19 protein-coding genes are annotated in these 18,917 nt (G+C 71.6%); 11 read left to right on the plus strand and 8 right to left on the minus strand.

The window, feature by feature from the left end; genetic code table 11:
• Positions 1-94: 94 nt before the first annotated feature.
• Entirely contained in the window at positions 95-310 is a 216-nt protein-coding gene (locus ACFVDM_RS00450) for a DUF6243 family protein (protein WP_383630835.1), read from the minus strand.
• A 516-nt stretch (positions 311-826) separates the two neighbouring features.
• Between ACFVDM_RS00450 and ACFVDM_RS00455 the strand changes: the two genes are divergently transcribed.
• From ACFVDM_RS00455 to ACFVDM_RS00470, 4 genes are all read left to right on the plus strand, one after another.
• Positions 827-1,030, plus strand: coding sequence for a cold-shock protein (locus ACFVDM_RS00455; protein ID WP_123453305.1), 204 nt, complete (start codon positions 827-829; stop codon positions 1,028-1,030).
• Positions 1,031-1,329: 299 nt separating this feature from the next.
• On the plus strand, positions 1,330-2,835 hold the full coding sequence (locus tag ACFVDM_RS00460) for a DEAD/DEAH box helicase (protein ID WP_383630839.1): 1,506 nt from the start codon (positions 1,330-1,332) through the stop codon (positions 2,833-2,835).
• Positions 2,836-2,881: 46 nt separating this feature from the next.
• On the plus strand, positions 2,882-3,280 hold the full coding sequence (locus ACFVDM_RS00465) for a hypothetical protein (RefSeq protein WP_383630842.1): 399 nt from the start codon (positions 2,882-2,884) through the stop codon (positions 3,278-3,280).
• A 46-nt stretch (positions 3,281-3,326) separates the two neighbouring features.
• Entirely contained in the window at positions 3,327-3,638 is a 312-nt protein-coding gene (locus ACFVDM_RS00470) for an SCO5918 family protein (RefSeq protein ID WP_383630845.1), read from the plus strand.
• A gap of 147 nt (positions 3,639-3,785) precedes the next feature.
• Here ACFVDM_RS00470 and ACFVDM_RS00475 read toward each other — a convergent pair whose 3' ends face one another.
• Complete coding sequence (locus ACFVDM_RS00475; RefSeq protein ID WP_383630848.1) at positions 3,786-4,145, minus strand: hypothetical protein; 360 nt, start codon at positions 4,143-4,145, stop codon at positions 3,786-3,788.
• A gap of 755 nt (positions 4,146-4,900) precedes the next feature.
• On the opposite strand from ACFVDM_RS00475, the gene ACFVDM_RS00480 reads away from it, so the two are divergent.
• Positions 4,901-5,239 (plus strand): MerR family transcriptional regulator, encoded by a 339-nt coding sequence (locus ACFVDM_RS00480; protein ID WP_383630851.1) that lies wholly within the window; start codon positions 4,901-4,903, stop codon positions 5,237-5,239.
• Between the two features lie 473 nt (positions 5,240-5,712).
• On the opposite strand, the gene ACFVDM_RS00485 is transcribed toward ACFVDM_RS00480, so the two are convergent.
• Positions 5,713-6,366 carry a TetR/AcrR family transcriptional regulator gene (locus ACFVDM_RS00485; protein WP_383630854.1) on the minus strand — a complete coding sequence of 218 codons (654 nt, stop codon included), beginning with the start codon at positions 6,364-6,366 and terminating at the stop codon, positions 5,713-5,715.
• Between the two features lie 106 nt (positions 6,367-6,472).
• Between ACFVDM_RS00485 and ACFVDM_RS00490 the strand changes: the two genes are divergently transcribed.
• The gene (locus tag ACFVDM_RS00490) at positions 6,473-6,664 is read left to right on the plus strand and encodes a hypothetical protein (RefSeq protein ID WP_383630857.1); all 192 of its coding nucleotides are present in this window, start codon (positions 6,473-6,475) and stop codon (positions 6,662-6,664) included.
• A 55-nt stretch (positions 6,665-6,719) separates the two neighbouring features.
• The gene (locus tag ACFVDM_RS00495; protein ID WP_383630860.1) at positions 6,720-7,118 is read left to right on the plus strand and encodes a VOC family protein; all 399 of its coding nucleotides are present in this window, start codon (positions 6,720-6,722) and stop codon (positions 7,116-7,118) included.
• A 124-nt stretch (positions 7,119-7,242) separates the two neighbouring features.
• Here ACFVDM_RS00495 and ACFVDM_RS00500 read toward each other — a convergent pair whose 3' ends face one another.
• The 3 genes from ACFVDM_RS00500 to ACFVDM_RS00510 form a co-directional block, all read right to left on the minus strand.
• Positions 7,243-8,472, minus strand: a complete 1,230-nt coding sequence (locus ACFVDM_RS00500) for an FG-GAP-like repeat-containing protein (RefSeq protein WP_383630863.1) — start codon at positions 8,470-8,472, stop codon at positions 7,243-7,245.
• A gap of 164 nt (positions 8,473-8,636) precedes the next feature.
• Positions 8,637-8,855 carry a DUF4287 domain-containing protein gene (locus tag ACFVDM_RS00505; protein WP_383630866.1) on the minus strand — a complete coding sequence of 73 codons (219 nt, stop codon included), beginning with the start codon at positions 8,853-8,855 and terminating at the stop codon, positions 8,637-8,639.
• 95 nt (positions 8,856-8,950) lie between these two features.
• Positions 8,951-9,637: a DUF998 domain-containing protein gene (locus tag ACFVDM_RS00510; protein WP_383630869.1), complete on the minus strand. Its 687-nt coding sequence runs from the start codon at positions 9,635-9,637 to the stop codon at positions 8,951-8,953.
• 215 nt (positions 9,638-9,852) lie between these two features.
• Here ACFVDM_RS00510 and ACFVDM_RS00515 point away from each other — a divergent pair, with 215 nt between their 5' ends.
• The 3 genes from ACFVDM_RS00515 (at position 9,853) to ACFVDM_RS00525 (ending at position 12,375) form a co-directional block, all read left to right on the plus strand.
• Positions 9,853-10,278: a hypothetical protein gene (locus ACFVDM_RS00515; RefSeq protein WP_383630872.1), complete on the plus strand. Its 426-nt coding sequence runs from the start codon at positions 9,853-9,855 to the stop codon at positions 10,276-10,278.
• Positions 10,279-10,534: 256 nt separating this feature from the next.
• Positions 10,535-11,782, plus strand: a complete 1,248-nt coding sequence (locus ACFVDM_RS00520; RefSeq protein WP_383630875.1) for a hypothetical protein — start codon at positions 10,535-10,537, stop codon at positions 11,780-11,782.
• On the plus strand, positions 11,779-12,375 hold the full coding sequence (locus ACFVDM_RS00525; protein ID WP_383630878.1) for a hypothetical protein: 597 nt from the start codon (positions 11,779-11,781) through the stop codon (positions 12,373-12,375). Before ACFVDM_RS00520 ends, ACFVDM_RS00525 begins: the two co-directional genes overlap by 4 nt.
• A 90-nt stretch (positions 12,376-12,465) precedes the next feature.
• Here ACFVDM_RS00525 and ACFVDM_RS00530 read toward each other — a convergent pair whose 3' ends face one another.
• Complete coding sequence (locus tag ACFVDM_RS00530; RefSeq protein WP_383630881.1) at positions 12,466-14,355, minus strand: tetratricopeptide repeat protein; 1,890 nt, start codon at positions 14,353-14,355, stop codon at positions 12,466-12,468.
• A 422-nt stretch (positions 14,356-14,777) separates the two neighbouring features.
• On the opposite strand from ACFVDM_RS00530, the gene ACFVDM_RS00535 reads away from it, so the two are divergent.
• The gene (locus ACFVDM_RS00535) at positions 14,778-18,080 is read left to right on the plus strand and encodes a BTAD domain-containing putative transcriptional regulator (RefSeq protein WP_383630884.1); all 3,303 of its coding nucleotides are present in this window, start codon (positions 14,778-14,780) and stop codon (positions 18,078-18,080) included.
• Between the two features lie 302 nt (positions 18,081-18,382).
• Here the strand turns inward: ACFVDM_RS00535 and ACFVDM_RS00540 are convergent, their stop codons facing one another.
• The gene (locus ACFVDM_RS00540) at positions 18,383-18,913 is read right to left on the minus strand and encodes a hypothetical protein (RefSeq protein ID WP_383630887.1); all 531 of its coding nucleotides are present in this window, start codon (positions 18,911-18,913) and stop codon (positions 18,383-18,385) included.
• Between the last annotated feature and the right edge of the window lie 4 nt (positions 18,914-18,917).

An 18,917-nucleotide genomic window follows, 5' to 3' on the forward strand; every position in this document is an offset into this window, starting at 1 on the left:
TGAACGGCGGGCAACGAGGGTGCGATCACCCAGCCACCTGAGCACGCGCGATGGGTCAGAGGCGCAGCCCAGAGGCGACGGCTACGGCGGTGCGTCAGCTCTGTGCGGGGTCGTCGTTCGTCTGCCCCGGGGTCTCGGTCCCGTGCGTCTTCTCGCGCATCTTGCGCACGAGTTCCGCCTTCCGGTCGGCGGCGCTCCGGCGGTCGAGGTTGCGGTGGGGGCCGTTGTTCTGGCGTTCGGCGCGGGAGAGGCGCTTGCGCTGGCCGCCGCCCTGGCCCACGGGGTTGTTGATGTTCTTGCTGTCGGTCACGGGTTCTCCCGGTCATGAGGTGAAGCGGTCTGCGGATGCGCGGTGGGGACGGTCGTGGCGCCGAAGGACGTCAGCGGGGTCCGTCACGCTCTCCCCCGAGGATCGGCACCTGGAAGAACATGCCGAGGACGTTACCCGGTCCTCGGGGCCCCGCATGCCGGGCCTCGGGGGCTGGGTGATGGGGTGCTGGGGCTTGGGCCTTGGGGGCTGGTCGTCCGGGGTCGGTGCGGTCGGGCGCTGAATACCTGTGCCGGCGGTCTCAGAATTTAATGGTCCGCACGGGGAGGGTTTCTGTCTCGGGATGGGCGGGAAAATCGTTCGCGTACATAATCCTGCCCGGCGTGCTACTGTCGAAGTCAGTTGCAGTTTTGGTACCCAAAGATTTCAGGCGCCTCGGATCGGTTCACGCCGGAGAGGGGCGCTTCGTATTTCCGGTCGTTTCCGGGCAGGGCATCATCGCGGCGACACGGGGTCCGTAGAGTGCGGATTCCGGTGTACTGCCCAGAGGAGATTGACATGGCTACCGGCACCGTGAAGTGGTTCAACGCGGAAAAGGGCTTCGGCTTCATCGAGCAGGACGGTGGCGGCCCCGACGTGTTCGCCCACTACTCGAACATCGCCGCCCAGGGCTTCCGCGAGCTCCAGGAAGGCCAGAAGGTGTCGTTCGACATCGCTCAGGGCCAGAAGGGCCCGACGGCCGAGAACATCGTTTCCGCCTGACGCTGACGCGTATTTCGTAGCTGGGGCCCGCATCCTTCGGGGTGCGGGCCCCAGCTGCTTGCATTTTCTGGTGGTCATGTCCACGGGAAAACACGGCCGAGGGGTGCAGCATCCTCGAAGCCGCAGCCGGCGATGTGCCGGATTCGACCTCGCACCCCCTCACCTATTCATGTGTGCGCCTACACGAATTCTCCTTCGTGCCCCGCGTTCGCATTTCATTCGGTCCGTGCCTGTGATTCCCCGCACTTTTCTTTCTCTGGGGAATTCCTTGATACGTGCCGTATCAAGGAAGGTTCCTCATGAACCCCACACGCACGAACAGCCGGTCCTCCCGACCCCGCCGCGGTGACGGTCACGGATACGACCCCGCCGCCGGTTCCGTCCGGGACGGTCGCCGCTCCTCGTACGCCCCGAGCCGTTCCTCCCGTCCGAGCGGTTCGGGCGGGCGACGGCCCGCCGCGGTGCGGGGCGAGTTCGCCCTGCCCGAGACGATCACCCCGGCGCTGCCCGCGGTCGAGGCGTTCAGCGGGCTCGACCTGCCGAGGAGCCTGCTGGCCGCGCTCACCGCGCAGGGCGTGACCACGCCGTTCCCGATCCAGGGCGCGACGCTGCCGAACTCCCTGGCGGGCCGCGACGTCCTGGGCCGCGGCCGGACCGGCTCCGGCAAGACGCTCGCCTTCGGCCTGGCCCTGCTGGCCCGCACCGCCGGACAGCGCGCCGAGCCCCGTCAGCCGCTGGCGCTGGTCCTCGTTCCCACCCGGGAGCTCGCGCAGCAGGTCACCGACGCCCTCACCCCCTACAGCCGCGCGACACGGCTGCGTCTGGCCACCGTCGTCGGCGGGATGTCGATCGGCCGGCAGGCGAACGCGCTGCGCGGCGGCGCCGAAGTCGTCGTGGCCACCCCCGGCCGCCTCAAGGACCTCATCGAACGCGGTGACTGCCGGCTGGACCGGGTCGCGACCACTGTCCTGGACGAGGCCGACCAGATGGCCGACATGGGGTTCATGCCGCAGGTCACCGCACTCCTGGACCAGGTCCGCCCCGGGGGCCAGCGCATGCTCTTCTCCGCGACTCTGGACCGCAACGTCGACCTTCTGGTCCGGCGCTATCTGACCGATCCCGTCGTCCACTCCGTGGATCCCTCCCGGGGCGCGGTCACCACGATGGAGCACCACGTCCTGCACGTGCACGGTGCCGACAAGCACCGGCTGACGACGGAGATCGCCGCGCGCGAGGGCCGGGTGATCATGTTCCTGGACACCAAGCACGCCGTGGACCGCCTCGCCCAGCACCTCCTCGCCAGCGGGGTCCGTGCCGCAGCCCTGCACGGCGGCAAGTCGCAGCCGCAACGCACCCGCACCCTCGCCCAGTTCAAGGCGGGGGACGTCACCGTCCTGGTCGCGACGAACGTCGCGGCCCGCGGCATCCACGTCGACCACCTGGATCTCGTCGTGAACGTGGACCCGCCGACCGACCACAAGGACTACCTGCACCGCGGCGGCCGTACCGCGCGGGCCGGCGAGTCCGGCAAGGTCGTCACCCTCGTCACCGACGCCCAGCGCCGCGACATGACCCGCGTCATGGCGGACGCCGGCATCGTGCCCCGGACCACCCGGGTCCGCTCCGGCGAGGCGGCACTCAGCCGGATCACCGGCGCCCGGACCCCCTCAGGCGTCCCCGTGACGATCACCGCCCCCGCACCCGAGCAGCGCCGGCGGAGCGCGTCCCCCGCCTCCCGGCGCGGCCCCTCCACGGCTTCCCGGCGCGGACGGGGACGGCCGTCCGCCCCGAACGCGGCGGCCTGACCACCGCGTGATCCGGAAACCGACCCGTCCCCGCAGGAGGCACGTGATGACATCGCTCCGGAATCAGCCCGATCCGACGAACGCGGGCTCCGTCCCTTCCGCGGCGCCCGATGCCATGGACACGGCCGGACCGCGGGTCTGCGACGACATGACCGTGGAGGTGGCCCTGTCGGTCATGACCAGTGCCGGAACCGGGCATCTGAGGGTCTGCGACAACGACAGCCGGTGCACCGGACTGGTCACCCGGGCCCAGCTCACCGTCGTCCGCGACGGCCCCGGCTACTCGGACCGGATCCAGTTGCGCGACATCCTGGGCCACCGCCGTCCGCACACCGCACCAGTCGCCACAACGGCGGCCGAGGACGGGGCGTACCGTCGGACCGCCACCCCCTTCGTCGTGGACCGGAACGCCGGCGCCCCAGGCGTTCTCGCCCCGGCACCGTGAAGCGCCGCCCCGTGCACCCGTCCCCTTCCTCTCCCTGTGAGGCATCATGCGCTGTGTCATCGCCCGCTTCCCGTTCGAGCTCACGAAGGACGGTGTCCTGAACTCCATGAAGGACATCAAGCCCGAGGAGGTCAACGGCGATTCCGTGACCATCGGCCGTCGCGTCTACCCCGCCAAGCAGGTCGGCGAGGTCATCACCCGCCAGGACCGTCGTGACTTCACCGCCGACGAAGTCGTCCGGGCGATGACCAAGCTCGGCTTCACCTGCCACAGCGCCTCCCGGACCACTGCGTCCGCCTCGGCGCGCAGCCCGCTGCAGCGCGCCTCCGAGACGCTGGGCGGCCACACGACCGCCTGACCGCTTCACGACGTCCGGCCCCGGCCGGGCGCCCGGCCGCACGCCGTCCGGACGACGGGGAGCGCGAGCCGAGACCCGAGAGGGAGGGCCCGACCGGTATGTGCCGGCCGGGCCCTTTCTCGTACCCGCGGGTTCCTCCGCGCGACGTCAGTGCCCGGAGTAGGTGAAGTCGCCCATGGTCCAGGCGCCGACATCCGTGATCGAGACGCGGTACATACCGCCCGTCTCCGGGATCCCCACCGTCCCCTGGAGGATGCGTGCCCTGTGGAAGTGCAGATGGGCGGGCGGCCCGTCGCTCCGGGGCGCCGCGGTGAACACGGCGGAGAACTCACCCAGTTGTGCCGAGTCGGTCAGGACTTCCGACACCCGCTGCCGCCATACGGCTTCGGGGGCCAGCCGGCCGGTGATGACAGCACCACCGACGACCACGGTCAGGGACATCTGGTTGCTGTGCCCGGACTCCACCAGTGTGGCGATGTCAACGAGCAGTTCGTCAGGCTTCGACATGAGAGCCGATCCTATGCACGGACCGGCCCGCCGTCCCTCGGCCGGTCGTCCTCCGGGAGCCGTCCGCCGCCCTCGGAGACCTGCCGCCTCCCTCCGAAGACGCCTGGGCAACGGCGGCCACGGTGACGGCCCGGTAGTCCGCGGACGAGCCGACTCCTCCGGCGAAGCCGATTACCTCCTTGGGGTGAACTCGAAAATCTATTACGGCCAGAGTAGACATTGCCTACTGGCCTGGCTAGGGTTTCTCTTGTAACCGAGAGAGGCATCAATGCCCGGCAGAGACGAACTGCCGGTGACGCACGTACACGCAGGACGGTTCGGCGGTGGAGTCCCGAAGCCGGGGCTGTTGCAGGATGGCGACGAGGCTGACCACCGGACCGGGTGGCCCAAGGCAAGGGGCCGCCGGTGCCGCCGGAGCGGAACCGCTGTCACGACGGCCGCGGTATCCGTGAACGCGGTACGCAGTACCCGCAGACAGGCCAATTGACCACCGAGAGAAGAACGGAGGAGCCGACGCCATCAGGATCGCCCGGGACGGAGCTTTCGGCCCGCCCGGGTACCGCAGGACATCGATAGTGAGGTGGTCTCCGGTCAAGCAACCGCGATCCCCGCACTCCCGGCAGCGGTCAGGTCGGAGCTGCGGATACAGAAGGCCGGTGCCGCATCGGGACCGGCAGGTGGTGTAGTAGTTCCTTCGGGGCCTTGGTGCCATGTGGCACCAAGGCCCCTCGACGCGTTCCACAAGAGAGGTGCCAGTGACAGCAGACGACTCGTACGACCGTCTTGACGACGACGACTACCCCGCCTACACGATGGGCCGGGCCGCCGAGATGCTCGGCACGAGCCAGGGTTTCCTCCGCGCGATCGGCGAAGCCCGTCTGATCACCCCGCTGCGTTCGGAGGGCGGCCACCGCCGCTACTCCCGCTACCAACTGCGCATCGCCGCTCGCGCCCGCGAACTGGTCGACCAGGGCACGCCCATCGAGGCCGCCTGTCGCATCGTGGTCCTGGAGGACCAGCTCGAAGAGGCCCAGCGCATCAACGCCGAGTACCGCCGCGCCGCCGCTTCGGAAGAGCCGCCGACCACGGACTGAGGCGACGTCGGCCGGACGCCACCCGCCGCACACGACCGCGGCGCACACGCGTGGGGTGCCGGCCGGGACACGGCAGCACGGGCGAACCGCCCTTCTGACCGGTATCCGCACGCCCCGGCCGAAAGCCGTCGCCCTCCCGACCTCCGGCAGCGACGGCACGACCGCACCCTGCGGACACCAGGTCCGCGTCACCCCCTTCCGATCCGATCAGCCGGCCGGCCCTGGTCGTGGACCGGGGCCTTCTTGCTGCCCTTCTCCGGTTCTCGCTCTTCGCCGGTGGTTGCCCTTCTCCGGCCCCCTTACCGGCGAGGCCGGGCCGGCAGCACCTCGGCCACCAGCACGTCGTACCGGTCCTTCTCCCCCTCCCGGCGCGCGAGGACCCGAGCCGTCGCGGTTCGTACCGCAGGGCCTTCGGCCGGTCGACTCAAGGCCTTCGCTCCGGGGCCTCGGAGCGCCCGTGAACAACGGCCGCCTCACGCTGTGGCGTACTCGCCGAGCGAAGGCTCCAGAAGGCCGAAGGCCGTATCCGACTCGGTGGTGATGGTGGCGGAGATCCGGGGGCTGTCGTGGCCGGCGAGGGTGAGGTCCTGGATGCGCTGGAAAAGGGTGCGGTGGACCGCGCCGAGGAGGGCGGCGGCGGTGCGGGGGGTGATGGCGTCGCGCGGGGTTCCGGTGGTGTCGGCCAGGGTGTCGGCCAGGGCGGTTTCGCGGAGGTCGTGGAGGTCGCGCAGGCGGGTGGTGAGGACGGGGCTGTCGGCGACCATGCGGGCGAAGTCGGGGCCGGAGAAGCCGGCGACCGGGCTGGCGGCGGCCGCGGCGTCGGCGAAGGCGCGGCGCAGGGCGGAGAGGGCCGACTCTCCGGGGCGGCGGCCCTTCACCGTATCGGCGAGGGAGGCGACGAAGGCGTCCTGGTGGTCCAGGGCCAGATCCTCCTTGCGCGGGAAGTAGTTGGTCACCGTCTTCTTCGCCACCCGTGCGGCCGTGGCGATCTCGGCGATGGTGGTCTGCTCGAACCCCTGGGCGAGGAACAGGCCGGTGGCGACGTCGGAGATGAGCTGGCGGGTCTCCTGCTTCTTGGATTCGCGCAGGCCGGGAGGGGACGGGGGCGAGGCTCCATCGGTAGTCATGGCGCAATCTTACGTCCGTAGCATTTTTATGTTGACGCCCATGGCGACATCGGGCTAACTTTACCCCCGTCGTAAGTTTCGTACGGAGCGAGGAAAGGAAGTCCCCATGCCCGAGCGCCACCCCGTCACCCTTCAGATCACGCCCGTCAGCACCGGAGCGTCACCGGCCGTGCCGTTCGACCGCACCCCGGTCCCGCCCTTCAGGAACCCGCACCCCGCCCGGTCCGCGCCCATGCCCGCGCCCGCCCGGCGCATCGCCGTGAAGGCCCGCAATCTCCCGCGCCGGTCCGGATACTGACGGCCCCTCAGCCAACGACCCGCGTCCCGTACCCCTCACTCACAAGGAGAAGCCCTTGCAGATCACCGCCTCCACCGTCTCGCTCACCGTCGACGACATCGCCGCCTCCCGGCGTTTCTTCACCGCTCACCTCGGCTACGCCGAGCAGGCGGCCGCCGAGGGCTTCGCCCTTCTGTCCCGTGAGGACGCGGCGGTGGACATCGTCCTGCTCGCACGCGGCAACGAGGTACTGCCGGCCGCACAGCGCGACCAGCGCGCCTCCGGCCTGATCCTCGCCTTCACCGCCACCGGCATCGAGGGCGAGGAGGAGCGGCTGCGCGGCGAAGGGGTCGAGATCACCATGCCGCTGCGCGAAGAGCCCTGGGGCGAACGCCTCTTCCAGGTCACCGACCCCAACGGGGTGGTCGTCCAGTTCGTCGAATGGGTCACCCCGTCGGTGCCCGTGGACGCATAAGGGTGCGGCGCGTACGCCCGTCACGGGCCCCGGCAAGGTCGTCGAACTCGTTGTCGCCTTGCGCCCCGGCCGGGGCGCAAGGGCTCGGAGATGGTTCTGCGTCCGCGAGAGGCGCGGCCCCGTCCTACGCGAACCCGTGCAGGCCCCACCAGTCGCCGTTGGTGAGTTCGGAGCGTCCCAGGGAGCCGTTGCCCAGTCCGGGGTAGGTGACGAGCCAGCCGGGGTTGCCGCTGTAGCCGTCGATGGCGAAGGTGGTGTTGCTCACCGCGGCGAGGTCGGGGCGGCCGTCGCCGGTGAAGTCGCCCACGGCGACGAGGTTGGCCATGGCGTTCCAGCCTCCGGTGCCGATGAGCTTGCGGGCACCGAGCTTTCCGGTGGAAGTGCCCGGGTAGAGCCAGAGCCTGCCCGTGGACTTCTCGCGGGCGTAGAGGTCGGGGCGGCCGTCGCCGGTGGCGTCACCGACGCCGGCGAGGGCGTTCATGGCGTTCCAGCCCCCGGATCCGATGAGCTTGCGGGAACCGAGCTTTCCGGTGGAAGTGCCCGAGTAGAGCCACAGCTTGCCCGTGGACTTCTCGCGGGCGATGAGGTCGGAACGGCCGTCGCCCGTCAGGTCTCCGTAGGCGGTGATGTTGCTCATGGCGTTCCAGCCGCCCGTGCCGATGAGCCTGCGCGCGCCGAGGGAGCCGGTGCCGGTGCCCGGGTAGAGCCACAGCTTTCCGGTGGACGCCTCACGGGCGATGAGGTCCTCGCGGCCGTCGCGGCTGAAGTCGCCGTGCCGGGTGAGGGCGTTCATGGCGTTCCAGCCGCCCGAACCGACGAGCCGGCCGGTTCCGTTTCCGGAGCTGAGCCAGAGCCGTCCCGCCAGGTCGCGGACCATGACGTCGGCCCTGCGGTCGCCGTTCATGTCGCCGAAGCCCAGGTCCTTGGGGGCGGTCTCCGCGTACCAGTACGGAAAGGCGGTGTAGGCGCACTCACGCTCCGTGCGGACGAACCTGATGGAGCTGATCGACGGGGGGTACTGCGCGCTCCAGCCAAGGCTGTCGTCGGCGGGCTCCTCGGCGAAGTAGCCGCCGGACGCGTTGTAGTTCTTGGCGTCGTAGGTGCACGCGATCAGCTTGGTCCGGTTGACGTGCGACCGGACCTTGTTGTCCCAGCTGCCGAGGTCGGCGACGTTCTTGTTCGTCATGTACCGCGTTCCGGTGCCGTCGGCGCGAGACCAGCCGCACCAGTACCCCACCGTGCACCCGTTCACGTCCTTGGCGGCGGCCGGTCCCGCGCTCGTGATGTTCAGACCGGTACAGGCGAGCACGAGGCCGGAGAGCAGCGCGGCTCCCCGTACGAAACGTCTGCGCATGTGGTTGTCCCCTCCCGATGGATGCGCGCCGGCCTCTTCGCCCCCGCCCCCGCGGGCGGCCCCCGGGCTGCCGGACGACGCGGGCACAGACTCCCACGGTGCGAACCTGCCCGGCCAGCGGGGCCGCACCCCGGACATCCGACTGGGGGTCCGGCCGGCCGACTTCACTTCCCCGCGTCCTCCGCGAGGGTGTGCGCCACGAGGGCGTTGGCGTGGCCGTGGCCGAGGGCGTGTTCGGTCTTGAGCCAGGTGACGAGTTCCATGTGCTTGGTGAGGGGGGAGGAGCGGATGAGGCCCTTCCAGTCGGAGATCGGACGGCCGTACTTCTTCTCGATGGAGGGGAAGTAGCTGGCGGGGCCCTTGGTGGCGGGGGTGTTCGTCATGGTGGGGCGGTTCCTTCGGGAGAGGGTGGAGACGGGAGAGGCGGGAGAGATGAAAGAGGCGGGAGACGGGAAAGGGGCGGCCGGGGACGTGGTTGTCAGTGGGTGGTGGTGCTGCCGGTGGTCAGGCGGGTCGTGATCGCGCTCAGCCAGAGCATGCCCAGTCCGGCGCCGCAGGTGAAGGCGAGGACGGCGGTGGCGGAGGCCATGAACCCGGCGAGGACGACGACCGGGACGATACGGGAGGCGCGTGCCCAGCCGCGGTGCCCTGCGGCGGCGAGAGGGCGGGCGAGGACGAGGAACGCGGCGCACAGGGCGAGATAGCCGACCGTTCCGGCGGCCATGTGGACGGTGCCGTGGCCCGTCATCACGGTCTCCTCGGCGGCTCCGGCCGGGAAGCCGGCCCCCGTGTCGGCGGGGAACGCCGCCGCGAGCCAGAAGGAGACGGCGAACACGGCGACGAGGGCGGGCCCCCAGGTTCCGCCAGGTCTTCCGCGCAGGGTTCGGCGCAAGCCGCCCGCACCGGCCAGCAGCAGCGCGCCCGCGACGGCGAAGTTCACTGTCTGGATCCAGCCGTCCTCGCCGAGGGCGAGTTGGCTGAGCGCGTTCCGGGTGAAGTCGAAGCCGTCCCGTGCGGCGCCCTGGACAAGACCGGCGGCGAGGAAGAGCGGGCCCGCCGCCACGCCCGCGGTCAGGGTGGCGCGTACTGCGGCGGACGGGGCGGAGGGCGCGGAACGGGAGGTGGTGCGGGGCGAGATGCGGGGGGAGGTGAGCGTGTCGGTCACGGTGGAACCCTTCTTGCCTCGTTGGTGTCGCTCGTATGACCGACGGGCATGATCGGATTCATCGGCGGCCGGGAAGTGATCCGGGTCACGGACGAGAGGGGCGCCCTCGACTGCTCGCACCGCGCGATCCGGCCACCCGTCGCAAGGCCGGGGCGGCGGTCCGGCACCGCGCCTACCCTGAGGGTGGAGGACACCGCCTGCCCAGGGAGCCCCGCATGGACCCGATCACCGCGGCCGCCCTCACGGCCCTGGCCGGAAGTGTCGGCGGCGATGCGGGCCGGTCGGCCTGGCAGGGCCTCACGGCGCTGGTGCGGCGGCCGTTCCGGCGTGGTGCGCCGGACGACGGCCTGCCGGACGACGGGGTGCCCGGGGTCAGTTCCGGGGAGCCGGAGCTCGCCGCGCTCGCCGCTCAGCCGGGCGACCCGCTCCGCGCCCAGGCGCTGGCGACCGCGCTCGGGGTGCGGGCGGCGCTGGACGGCGAGTTCCGCGCGCTGCTGGAGGAGTGGTGGCGGGAGGCCCGGCGCGGAGCGGGCGACGAGATCCACAACTCGATCAGCGGCGGTACGCAGAACGGCCCCGTGCTCCAGGGGCGGGACTTCACCAGCCCCACGTTCCGGCTCGCCCCCGACGAGCGGGATTGACGCTCCGTCAGGACGCTTGACACTGCTGTCGGTTTGCGGGGCTCTGCTGCCCTGAACCGTCGGGCTTCCGCGACCGGCAGCCCTAGGCAAGGTTCTCGCAAGGTCCGGTCGAGCCTTCCGTCCCTCCGGCCGGGCATCCCCTCCACGGAAGCGATTCCAGGCACTCGTAACGACTCAACAGGGGGACGCCATGACGGCGTTGAGCACCACTGGTTCGGGATCGAGTACAACCGCGGCGGGAAGGTTCGCCCCGGGCGTGGACGGGGAAGGCGTGGCGGCGGGCGTCGTGGAGAGCGCCGGGGCGGAGCAGGGGCCCGAGGCGCGGCAGTGGCTGACGCTGGTCGGGCGGAAGAAGGTCCTGGCGGTCATCCACACGGTGACGTACGGGAAGAGGCTCCTCGACGTCCTGTCGCTCCTGGAGGCGGACTTCCGGCTCCAGGTGCTGTTCACCGCGCCACCGCACGCGTTCGGCGACGACGTGCCCGCCTTCCTCGCGCGGCTGGGGAGCGTGGTGCTGCCGTGGGAGCAGGCGACCCGGATGTCGTTCGATCTGGCCCTCGCCGCGGGGCCGCGCGGTGTGGAGCACATCGACGCGCCGCTGATCACGCTGTCGCACGGGGCCGGCTATCTGAAGCGGGTCGTCGGCGGGGCCGGCGCGGGGGTGGCGGGACTGCGGCGGCAGGATCTGCTGCCCGGCGGACGGCCGCCGGCCGCCGTGGGGGTGCCGCACCGGGACGAGCTGCGTGAACTGGCGCGCAGCTGCCCGGAGGTGCTGCCGCTGGCGCATGTCATCGGTGACCCTGCGCACGACCGGATCACGGCGAGCCTGCCGCTGCGGGCCGCGTACCGCCGCGCGCTCGGCATCGGTGACGGCCAGAAGCTCGTCGTGGCGGTGTCGACGTGGGGAGCGAGCTCCGCGTTCGGACGGTTCGACGCGCTGCTGCCCCGGCTCATCGGCGAGTTGCCGGCGGGCCGCTACCGTACGGCCCTGCTCCTCCACCCCAATGTGTGGGCCGGGCACGGCGCCTACCAGGTGCGGTCCTGGCTGGCGCGGTGCGCGCGGCTGGGGCTCGGGGTCGTACCGCCCGAGGCGGACTGGCGCAGCATCCTCATCGCGGCCGACGCGGTGATCGGCGACCACGGCTCCGTGAGCATGTACGCGACGTTGACGGGGGCGCCGATGCTGCTGGCCGCCTCGCCCGAGCACGAGATCAACCCCGCCTCGCCGGCCGCCGCCCTCGCCGCCCAGGCGCCGACGCTCTCGCCCACCCACCCGTTGCCGGACCAGCTCGACTACGCGGAACGCGAGTACCGGCACGAGGACTACGCCCCGATCCGGTCGCGCATCACGTCGGAGCCCGGCCGGTTCAACCGGAACATGCGGCGGCTGATGTACCGGATCCTGAGGATCGGGCAGCCCGCCCACGAGCCCGTGACCGTCCCGCTGCCGAAGCCGCCGCCGCTGACGACCTGGACACCGGGATACGGGGAGGTCTCGGCGTGAAGCGCTTCGTGCGGGTCGAGGCGCGACCGTTCCCCGAGGTGCTGTACGCCCACTGCGCCGACGGGTCGCTCCGCGTGCGCCTGGGGCACGGGGCCGCCGCGTCGGCCGGCCCGGTCGCCGCCCCTTCGCTCCGCGTACGTCCGGGGTCCGCTGGCCGGGGGCGTCCCGCGTCCGTCATCGACGAGCATCTCGTCGTCGACCCCGACAGCTGCCGGGACGTGTCCCTGCTGGACTGCGCGGACGTCCTCCAGGCCGGCCGGGCACGTTCCGTCGCCGGGGCACGCCGCCGGCTGGCGGAACTCCTCTCCGCCCACCCGGCGTGCGGTCTCGCCGCCGTACCGCTGATCCGCCCCGACGGTTACCCGGGAAAGGGCGGTGACGGCGTCGACCGCGCGGGTGGATGGGCTCTGGCGTGCGGTGCGGACACCACGGACGGGGGTCTCGTCGTCGTGGCCTGCCGTTCCGCGATGCCCTCGGCCGGGTCCGCACACGCGGAGCAGTCGCTGCTTCCGTCGTGCCTGCACGCATGGCTGGTCGCGGGGCGGGCGCTCCGCGAGTGGCCGTACGCCTGCGAGGCCCCGTTGCCGCGCTGAGGGAGCGCCCCGCTGAGCCGGGGGACGGGGAGGTGCCGGGTCCGGGCCGCCGGCGTCGGCGGCCCGGACCCGGCGATCCCCACGCCCCGGTCACCCGCTCACGGCGAGGCGGCGCGCGTCCGCCGGGCTGGTGGTGGCGAACAGTGCACGGGCACGGGCGAGGAAGGCTTCTGCGGACGGCGCGTCGCCCTGCTCGGCCGCGCTGTCGCCCAGCATCTCCAGGGCGCGCGCCTGCCAGAAGGCCGCTCCGGAGGCGGTGAAGACCGCCAGCGCGTCGTTCATCTTCGCCACGCCCTCGGCGTACGCCCCCGCGCGAACCCGCGCGCGTCCCAGGAAGACCAGGGAACGCGCGGCGTCGTGCGGGTCGTTGACGGCGACCAGAGCGGCGTGAGCATGCGCGAAACAGGCGGACGCCTCCTCCGGGTCACCCGCCGCGAGGGCGATCTCACCGAGGGTCGTACGGGCGAGGGCGGCGCCCCTCGGATAGCCGCACTCCTCCCATACGGCGATGGCGCGGTTCAGATGGGACACCGCCTCGTCCGGCCGGCCCGCCTCGCGGTGGCATGCGCCGAGGCCCATCAGCGCCTGCCCCTCGTCACGGACGTCGCCGGCCGCACGGGCGGCGGCCAGCGAGTCCCGGTACCAGGCGGTGGCCTCCTCGGTGCGCCCCGCGGCTCCGAGCCCGATGGCCCCGGAGTTGAGCATCTGGCGCTCGGCCTCCCGGTTCCCGGCCCGGCGGGCGGCGTCCAGGCCGATCCCGTGGGCCTCGATCCACGCCTCGTAGTGGCGTAATCGGAGGAAGAGCGGCCACAGGGCGTCCGTGAGCATCCAGCTCGTGTCGTACCAGCCGCTCCGCGAGGCGAGCCGCACGGCGTCCAGGAGCTGGGTCCGGTGGGCGTCGAGCCAGCCGAGCGCCGTGACGTCGTCGTCGAAGGGCAGCGGCAGACCGGGGCCGGGCGGGTGGGCGTAGACCCGGGGAAGGGTGAACTGCGCGGGGGTCAGGCGTTGCTGGGCGGCGGTGGCCGTGAACAGACTCCAGTCGCAGAAACGTCTCAGCGCCTCCTCGCGGGCCGCCTCCGTATCGTCCTCCACCGCACGGTCGTGCGCGTGGATGCGCAGCAGGTCGTGAAGACGGCAGCTGTCCGGTCCGACGTCCTCCACCAGGTTGGCCTCGACCAGCTCGTCCAGGCGGCGTTCCGCCCAGTCCAGCGACTCGCCGCAGGCCGCGGCGGCGGTCAGCGCGTCGAAGGTCCGCACCGGGAGCAGGCCGAGCGTCCGGTACAGCCGCGCCGTCTCCTCGCTCAGCACCGCGTACGAGGCGTCCAGGGCCGTGCGCACCGAGGTCTCTCCTTCCACTTCGAGGGCGGCCAGCCGGTCTCCCCCGGCGTTCCGCGCGAGGGCGTCGGCCAGGGCGCCGACCGACTGCCGCGGCCGGGTCGCGAGCCGGGCCGAGGCCAGGCAGACCGCGAGCGGCAGTCCGGCGCAGAGCGCCACCAGCCGCCGTACCGAGGCGATTTCACCGGCGACGCGGTCCTCGCCGATGCCCCGGGTGATCAGCTCGATTCCGGCGTCCGCGCCCAGCGCGTCGAGCTGGTGGAAGCCCGCTCCCTGCATCCGCAGCCCGGTCAGCCGCCGCCGGCTGGTCACGACGACCAGACCGTCCGTACCGGCGAGGAGCAGGGGTCTGACCTGGGCGGCCGTGAACGCGTTGTCCAGCATGACCGCGATCCGCCGCTCCGCCGTGAGCGACCGCCACAGCGCACCCCTTTCCACCGGGTCCGCCGGGGGAGGTCCCGCGCCGAGCGCCCGGAGGAACTGGCCGAGGATCTCCCCCGGTCCCACCGGCACGCCTCCCGAATGACCCCGAAGATCGGCATAGAACTGCCCATGGGGAAATTCTGCGCTCAGGGAACGCATCCATTTCGACACCAGGGTCGTCTTCCCGATTCCCGCCTGACCGCTGACGACGATCAACGGCATTCCGCTGTCCCGAAGATCGTCCAACGCGGCAAGATCGGCGGAGCGATCGGTGAAGTGCGGTGGTACCGGGAGGAGTTGGCGAGGCGGTGGAGGGGAGGCCGGCTGAGGGGGCGCCGCCGGCGCGGGATGGAGGTGAATTCCTCCGTGCACCTCCCGGGCCTGAATGGTGGGGCCATTGAGCGTCGCCTCGCCACCGATCTCATTTCGGTGCGGACCCGGTGAGGCCGCCGTCGCATCGGTCAACTCTTCGCCCCCGTAGATCGATTGGCGACTGGCCCGAACTCTTTCGCGTTCTACCCCGAGTCGCCATGGAATGACCGTCAGAATTGAGCCGGATCATTCGAGCGCCCCGGCACCGTATAGCGGAACTCACGTCGCGGTGCCATGCTCATGCTTCATCCGACGGACCAGCGGGGGCGCTGGTGGACATCCAGATTCTCGGACCGGTGGGACTGCGTCTGAACGGGCAGTGGCTGGCGCTCGGATCGGACAAGGAACGGATGCTGCTGGCCGCGCTCGCTCTCGACGCGGGGCGCCCCGTCGCCATCGGTGAGCTGATCGAACGGCTCTGGGACGGCGATCCTCCCGTACGTGCCCGCGAGAACACCCACACCTATGTCTCCCGGTTGCGCCGGAAGCTGCGCCTGGCCGGTACGGGTCCGGACGCCCCGGTCCTCGACGGGCGGTCCCACACCTACACCCTGATCACCTCGCCCGACACCGTCGACCGCCGGCGCTTCCAGCGCCTCGTGGACACGGCCCGTACCGAGGAGGACGACGCCCGTGCCGTCGCGTCCCTGGCCCGCGCGGACGCCCTGTGGCAGGGCGAGGCGCTGGCCGGTCTCCCCGGGTTCTGGGCAGCGACGGTACGGCGGACCCTCGCCGAATCACGGCTCGCCGCCACCACCTCGCGTCTCGCGGCCGGACTGCGACTGGGCCGCTACGCCGAGCAGATCCCCGAACTCGCCGCGCTGGCCGACGCCCACCCCGGCGACGAGACGCTCCTCGGTCTGCTGATGGTCGCCTACTACGGCAGCGGCCGCTACGGCGACGCCCTCCGCGTGCACCAGCGGGCCCGCAAGACCCTCATGGCGGAGTACGGGGCACTCCCCGGCGCGGAGTTGAACCTGATCCATCAGGGGGTGCTGGCCCGCGTTCCGGCGCGGGAGCTGGTGGAGGGGGGCGGGGGAGGCAGGGCCGGGGGCGGGGGTTCCGGTTCCGGTCCGGCCGCCGGCTCGGTTCCGGTCGTGGTGGGGGGCGCGGTTCCGGTTCCCGCTCCGGTTCGGGTTCCGATTCCCGATCCCGACCCCGATCCCGCTCCGGTTCCGCGTCCCGCCGGCGCCGGGGACGATGCCGCCTCCCCTGCGGAGGCGTCCCCTGGGGAGACGTCCCCGCCCCGGACCGCCCCCGCTCAGCCCGTCGCACCGCCGGTGCCCGTCATCCCGCCGCGTCGCAACCTCCCGGTGCAGCCCGCACTCGTCGGGCGCCGCGCGGAGTTGCGGGCCCTGTTCTCGGCGCTCGGAGGAGACGGGGCGCGGGACGGATCGGTCGTCACCGTGGAGGCGGTCTCCGGAATGGCCGGGGTGGGGAAGACCGCGCTGGCCGTGGCCACGGCCGAGTTGCTCGCCGAGCGCTATCCGGCCGGGCAGCTGTACATCGATCTGCGGGGCCACTCGCCGACCGGGGAACCGCTCACCGCGCGCGCCGCGCTGGCCACCCTGCTGCGGCTGCTGGGGGCGTCGGCCTCCTCCATTCCGCCCGAGCTGGAGGGGCGTACGGCCCTGTGGCGGACCATGATGGCCGAGCGCCGCATGGTCATCGTCCTGGACGACGCGACCGGCCCCGAGCAGGTCGAGCCGCTGCTGCCGAGCGGTTCGCCGTCCCTGACGATCATCGCCAGCCGCCGGCATCTGACCGGTATCCCCCATGCGCTGTCGGTACCGCTCGACGCGTTGCCGGAGGAGGACGCCATCGCGCTCTTCCGCGGCTTCGCCGGGGAGGAGCGCACGCGCGACACCATGGAGACGCGTCGTATCGTCCGCCTCTGCGGGTGTCTGCCACTTGCCATCGAACTGGTCGCCCACCGTTTCCGGGCCCGTACGTCGTGGACGCTGACGGTCCTCGCGGAGCGTCTGGCCCGCGGTCCCGGGCGGCTGGCCGAGATCCACAGCGCGGACCAGGAACAGGAGATGGCGCGGGCGTTCGCCCTCTCCTACCGCACGCTGACGCCACCGCAGCGGACCGCATTCCGCCGTCTCGGGCTCCATCCCGGGCCCGATTTCACCGCGGCTGCCGCGGCGGCCCTGCTGGGGACGAAACAGGACGAAGCGGAACGGGTGCTGGAGGCGCTGCTCGCCTGCCACCTGCTGCGAGAGCCGGTGCCGGACCGCTACCGCTTCCACGACCTCCTGCGCGAGTACGCCGCCGGGCTGGCGGCCTCGGAGGACGGCGAGGAGGACCGCCGGCAGGCCGTCGACCGGCTCACGGCCTTCTACGTCGTGGCCGCCGACCGCGCGGACCGGATGGCCTACCCCCGGCGCGTACGGCCCGCCCCGCCCACGCCGCCCCCGCCGCTGCCCCCGCCGCTCTGGCCCGACTCCGCCGCGGCGCGGGCCTGGCTGACCGCCGAGCACGCCAACCTCCTCGCCGTCGAGGACCACGCCCGCAGGAACGGCGCCCCCGGACCGGCCGCCCGGCTCGCGTACAGCGTCGCCGGGTTCCTCCAGACCGAGTGCCACTGGCAGGACGCCACGAGGCTCCTCGACCACGCCGTCGCCCACTGGGACCGGGCGGACGGCGGCCACCCCTCCGAACTCCGCCACGCCCTCATCGACCTCTGCGCGGCCAACGCGAGCATCGGCGAGTACGCGGACGCCGCGACGGCCGGCGAGCGCGCCCTCGACCTCGCCCGCGCGTCGGGGGACGCGGCCGCGGAGGCGGAAGCGCTGAGGGGTCTGGGGACGCTGAGTTGGCACCTGGGGGAGAACCGGCAGGCGCTGGTGCTGCTTCAGGCTTCGCTGGCCATCAATGTTGCCTCATCCTGCGATATCTGGGACAAGGCCCGAAGCCGCAATAATGTGGCAGTTGCCCTGTTCCTGGTCGGCGAGCCCGACCAGGCCCTCACCCACTTCCGCGACGCCTTCCGCGACTTCAAAAGGGCCAACGACATCGTCTCGGCAGGTAAAAGCCTGAACAACATTGGTGAATTGCAGTCGCAATTAGGTGAGCAAAGCAGCGCACGTCAATCGTTCGAAGAAGCGCTGATCCTCCTGGAATCCGGTGGCAGCAGATACGACCGGGCCACTGTGCAGAGGAATCTCGCGGAGACTCTGATCGATTCCCCCGACCCCGCCTCCGCGCTTCCGGTCCTTCGGACCGCGCTCGCCTCCTTCGAAGAGCTCACGGACCGGAAGTCCCAGGCTGAAACCCTCATCGGATTGGGCAAGGCCCATGGTCGGCTCGGGAATTCCGAAGAATCCGAACGGCATTTCCGGGAGGCGCTGACGATCGCGCAGACCATCGGGGCGACTCACTACGAGGTGCAGGCCCACACCATGCTGGCCGAGGTGCGGGTCGCGGCTGGAGACCTCGACACAGCCCGCGAAGCCCTGCACCGGGCGCTCGCACTGGTACGCCCCCACAACCCCGCGGAGGCGCGTGCCATCGGTCGGCGCCTGAGCGAAATCGAGCAAGTCCGCACCGAGGAATCCAGACGCCGCCTCTGAGCTCATGACTCCGCTCGGATTTCCAAAATCGACACATGACTTTGGCATATGCCACAGACAAGCCTTGGCCTGAAATTCCCTTACGGTCTCACACTTTGGTACTGTCCCGCCCTCACCCCAGAACAGAAGGAAGGGACTTTGCACGTGCACAAGATCCTGGCGACCGTTCTCTGCCTGGCCGGCTCGGGCTTCATCATGATAGTGATGCCGCTCAGCCAGCCCCTGACGTGACGCAGTGACGAAGCGCTACTGCGGCGTACTGGCAGAGCCCCTGCGCTAGGGAACCGCCCGAGCCCTCGACATCAGCCGCCGGTCGCACCGGTCGCGGTCGGGGGCTCCTCGCTGCCCCGCCTCCCACCCGCCCCCACCGCATTGAGGCTCGCGCGGGCCGCCGTCATGAAGGCGGTTTTGTGGGGGTCGACGTGCTCGTTGACCTCGGCGTCGCCGATCTCGCGCCAGACGGCCTGGTTGAGGGCGCGGGCGTAGGCCTGGGTCGGGGCGTGGAGGAGGGGGTCGCAGAGGAGGGCGAGGTGGCGTTCGGCGATCCAGAGGGCGGTCATGGCGTCCGAGGTCGCCTTGTACCAGGTCTCGTCGTCGCCCCAGTTCTCCGGGCGGCTGTAGGCGCGGCGTTCGGCTTCCTGGACGCAGACGAGGAAGTCCTTGACGGCCTGGAGCTGTTCGGCGCGGCGGGCCTCGCCGGTGGCCGTGGTGAGGCGGCGTTCCTCGGCCCGCTCGGCGGAGCGTTGGACGGCGCGCTGGGAGAAGGCGGTCAGGCCGCCGCCGAGAGCCACGCCCGCCAGGGCGAGCAGAGAGGTCCATATCTGTGCGGTCACGCTT

It is taken from the genome of Streptomyces sp. NPDC057682 (genome assembly GCF_042799575.1).
GTDB lineage: Bacteria > Actinomycetota > Actinomycetes > Streptomycetales > Streptomycetaceae > Streptomyces.

What these genes read in the sequence shown, in the direction of transcription:
- ACFVDM_RS00455 (WP_123453305.1), top strand. Translation starts at nt 827, where the DNA reads ATGGCTACCGGCACCGTGAAGTGGTTCAACGCGGAAAAGGGCTTCGGC.
- ACFVDM_RS00460 (WP_383630839.1), top strand. Translation starts at nt 1,330, where the DNA reads ATGAACCCCACACGCACGAACAGCCGGTCCTCCCGACCCCGCCGCGGT.
- ACFVDM_RS00465 (WP_383630842.1), top strand. Translation starts at nt 2,882, where the DNA reads ATGACATCGCTCCGGAATCAGCCCGATCCGACGAACGCGGGCTCCGTC.
- ACFVDM_RS00470 (WP_383630845.1), top strand. Translation starts at nt 3,327, where the DNA reads ATGCGCTGTGTCATCGCCCGCTTCCCGTTCGAGCTCACGAAGGACGGT.
- ACFVDM_RS00475 (WP_383630848.1), bottom strand. Translation starts at nt 4,145, where the DNA reads ATGTCGAAGCCTGACGAACTGCTCGTTGACATCGCCACACTGGTGGAG.
- ACFVDM_RS00485 (WP_383630854.1), bottom strand. Translation starts at nt 6,366, where the DNA reads ATGACTACCGATGGAGCCTCGCCCCCGTCCCCTCCCGGCCTGCGCGAA.
- ACFVDM_RS00490 (WP_383630857.1), top strand. Translation starts at nt 6,473, where the DNA reads ATGCCCGAGCGCCACCCCGTCACCCTTCAGATCACGCCCGTCAGCACC.
- ACFVDM_RS00500 (WP_383630863.1), bottom strand. Translation starts at nt 8,472, where the DNA reads ATGCGCAGACGTTTCGTACGGGGAGCCGCGCTGCTCTCCGGCCTCGTG.
- ACFVDM_RS00505 (WP_383630866.1), bottom strand. Translation starts at nt 8,855, where the DNA reads ATGACGAACACCCCCGCCACCAAGGGCCCCGCCAGCTACTTCCCCTCC.
- ACFVDM_RS00515 (WP_383630872.1), top strand. Translation starts at nt 9,853, where the DNA reads ATGGACCCGATCACCGCGGCCGCCCTCACGGCCCTGGCCGGAAGTGTC.
- ACFVDM_RS00530 (WP_383630881.1), bottom strand. Translation starts at nt 14,355, where the DNA reads ATGCCGTTGATCGTCGTCAGCGGTCAGGCGGGAATCGGGAAGACGACC.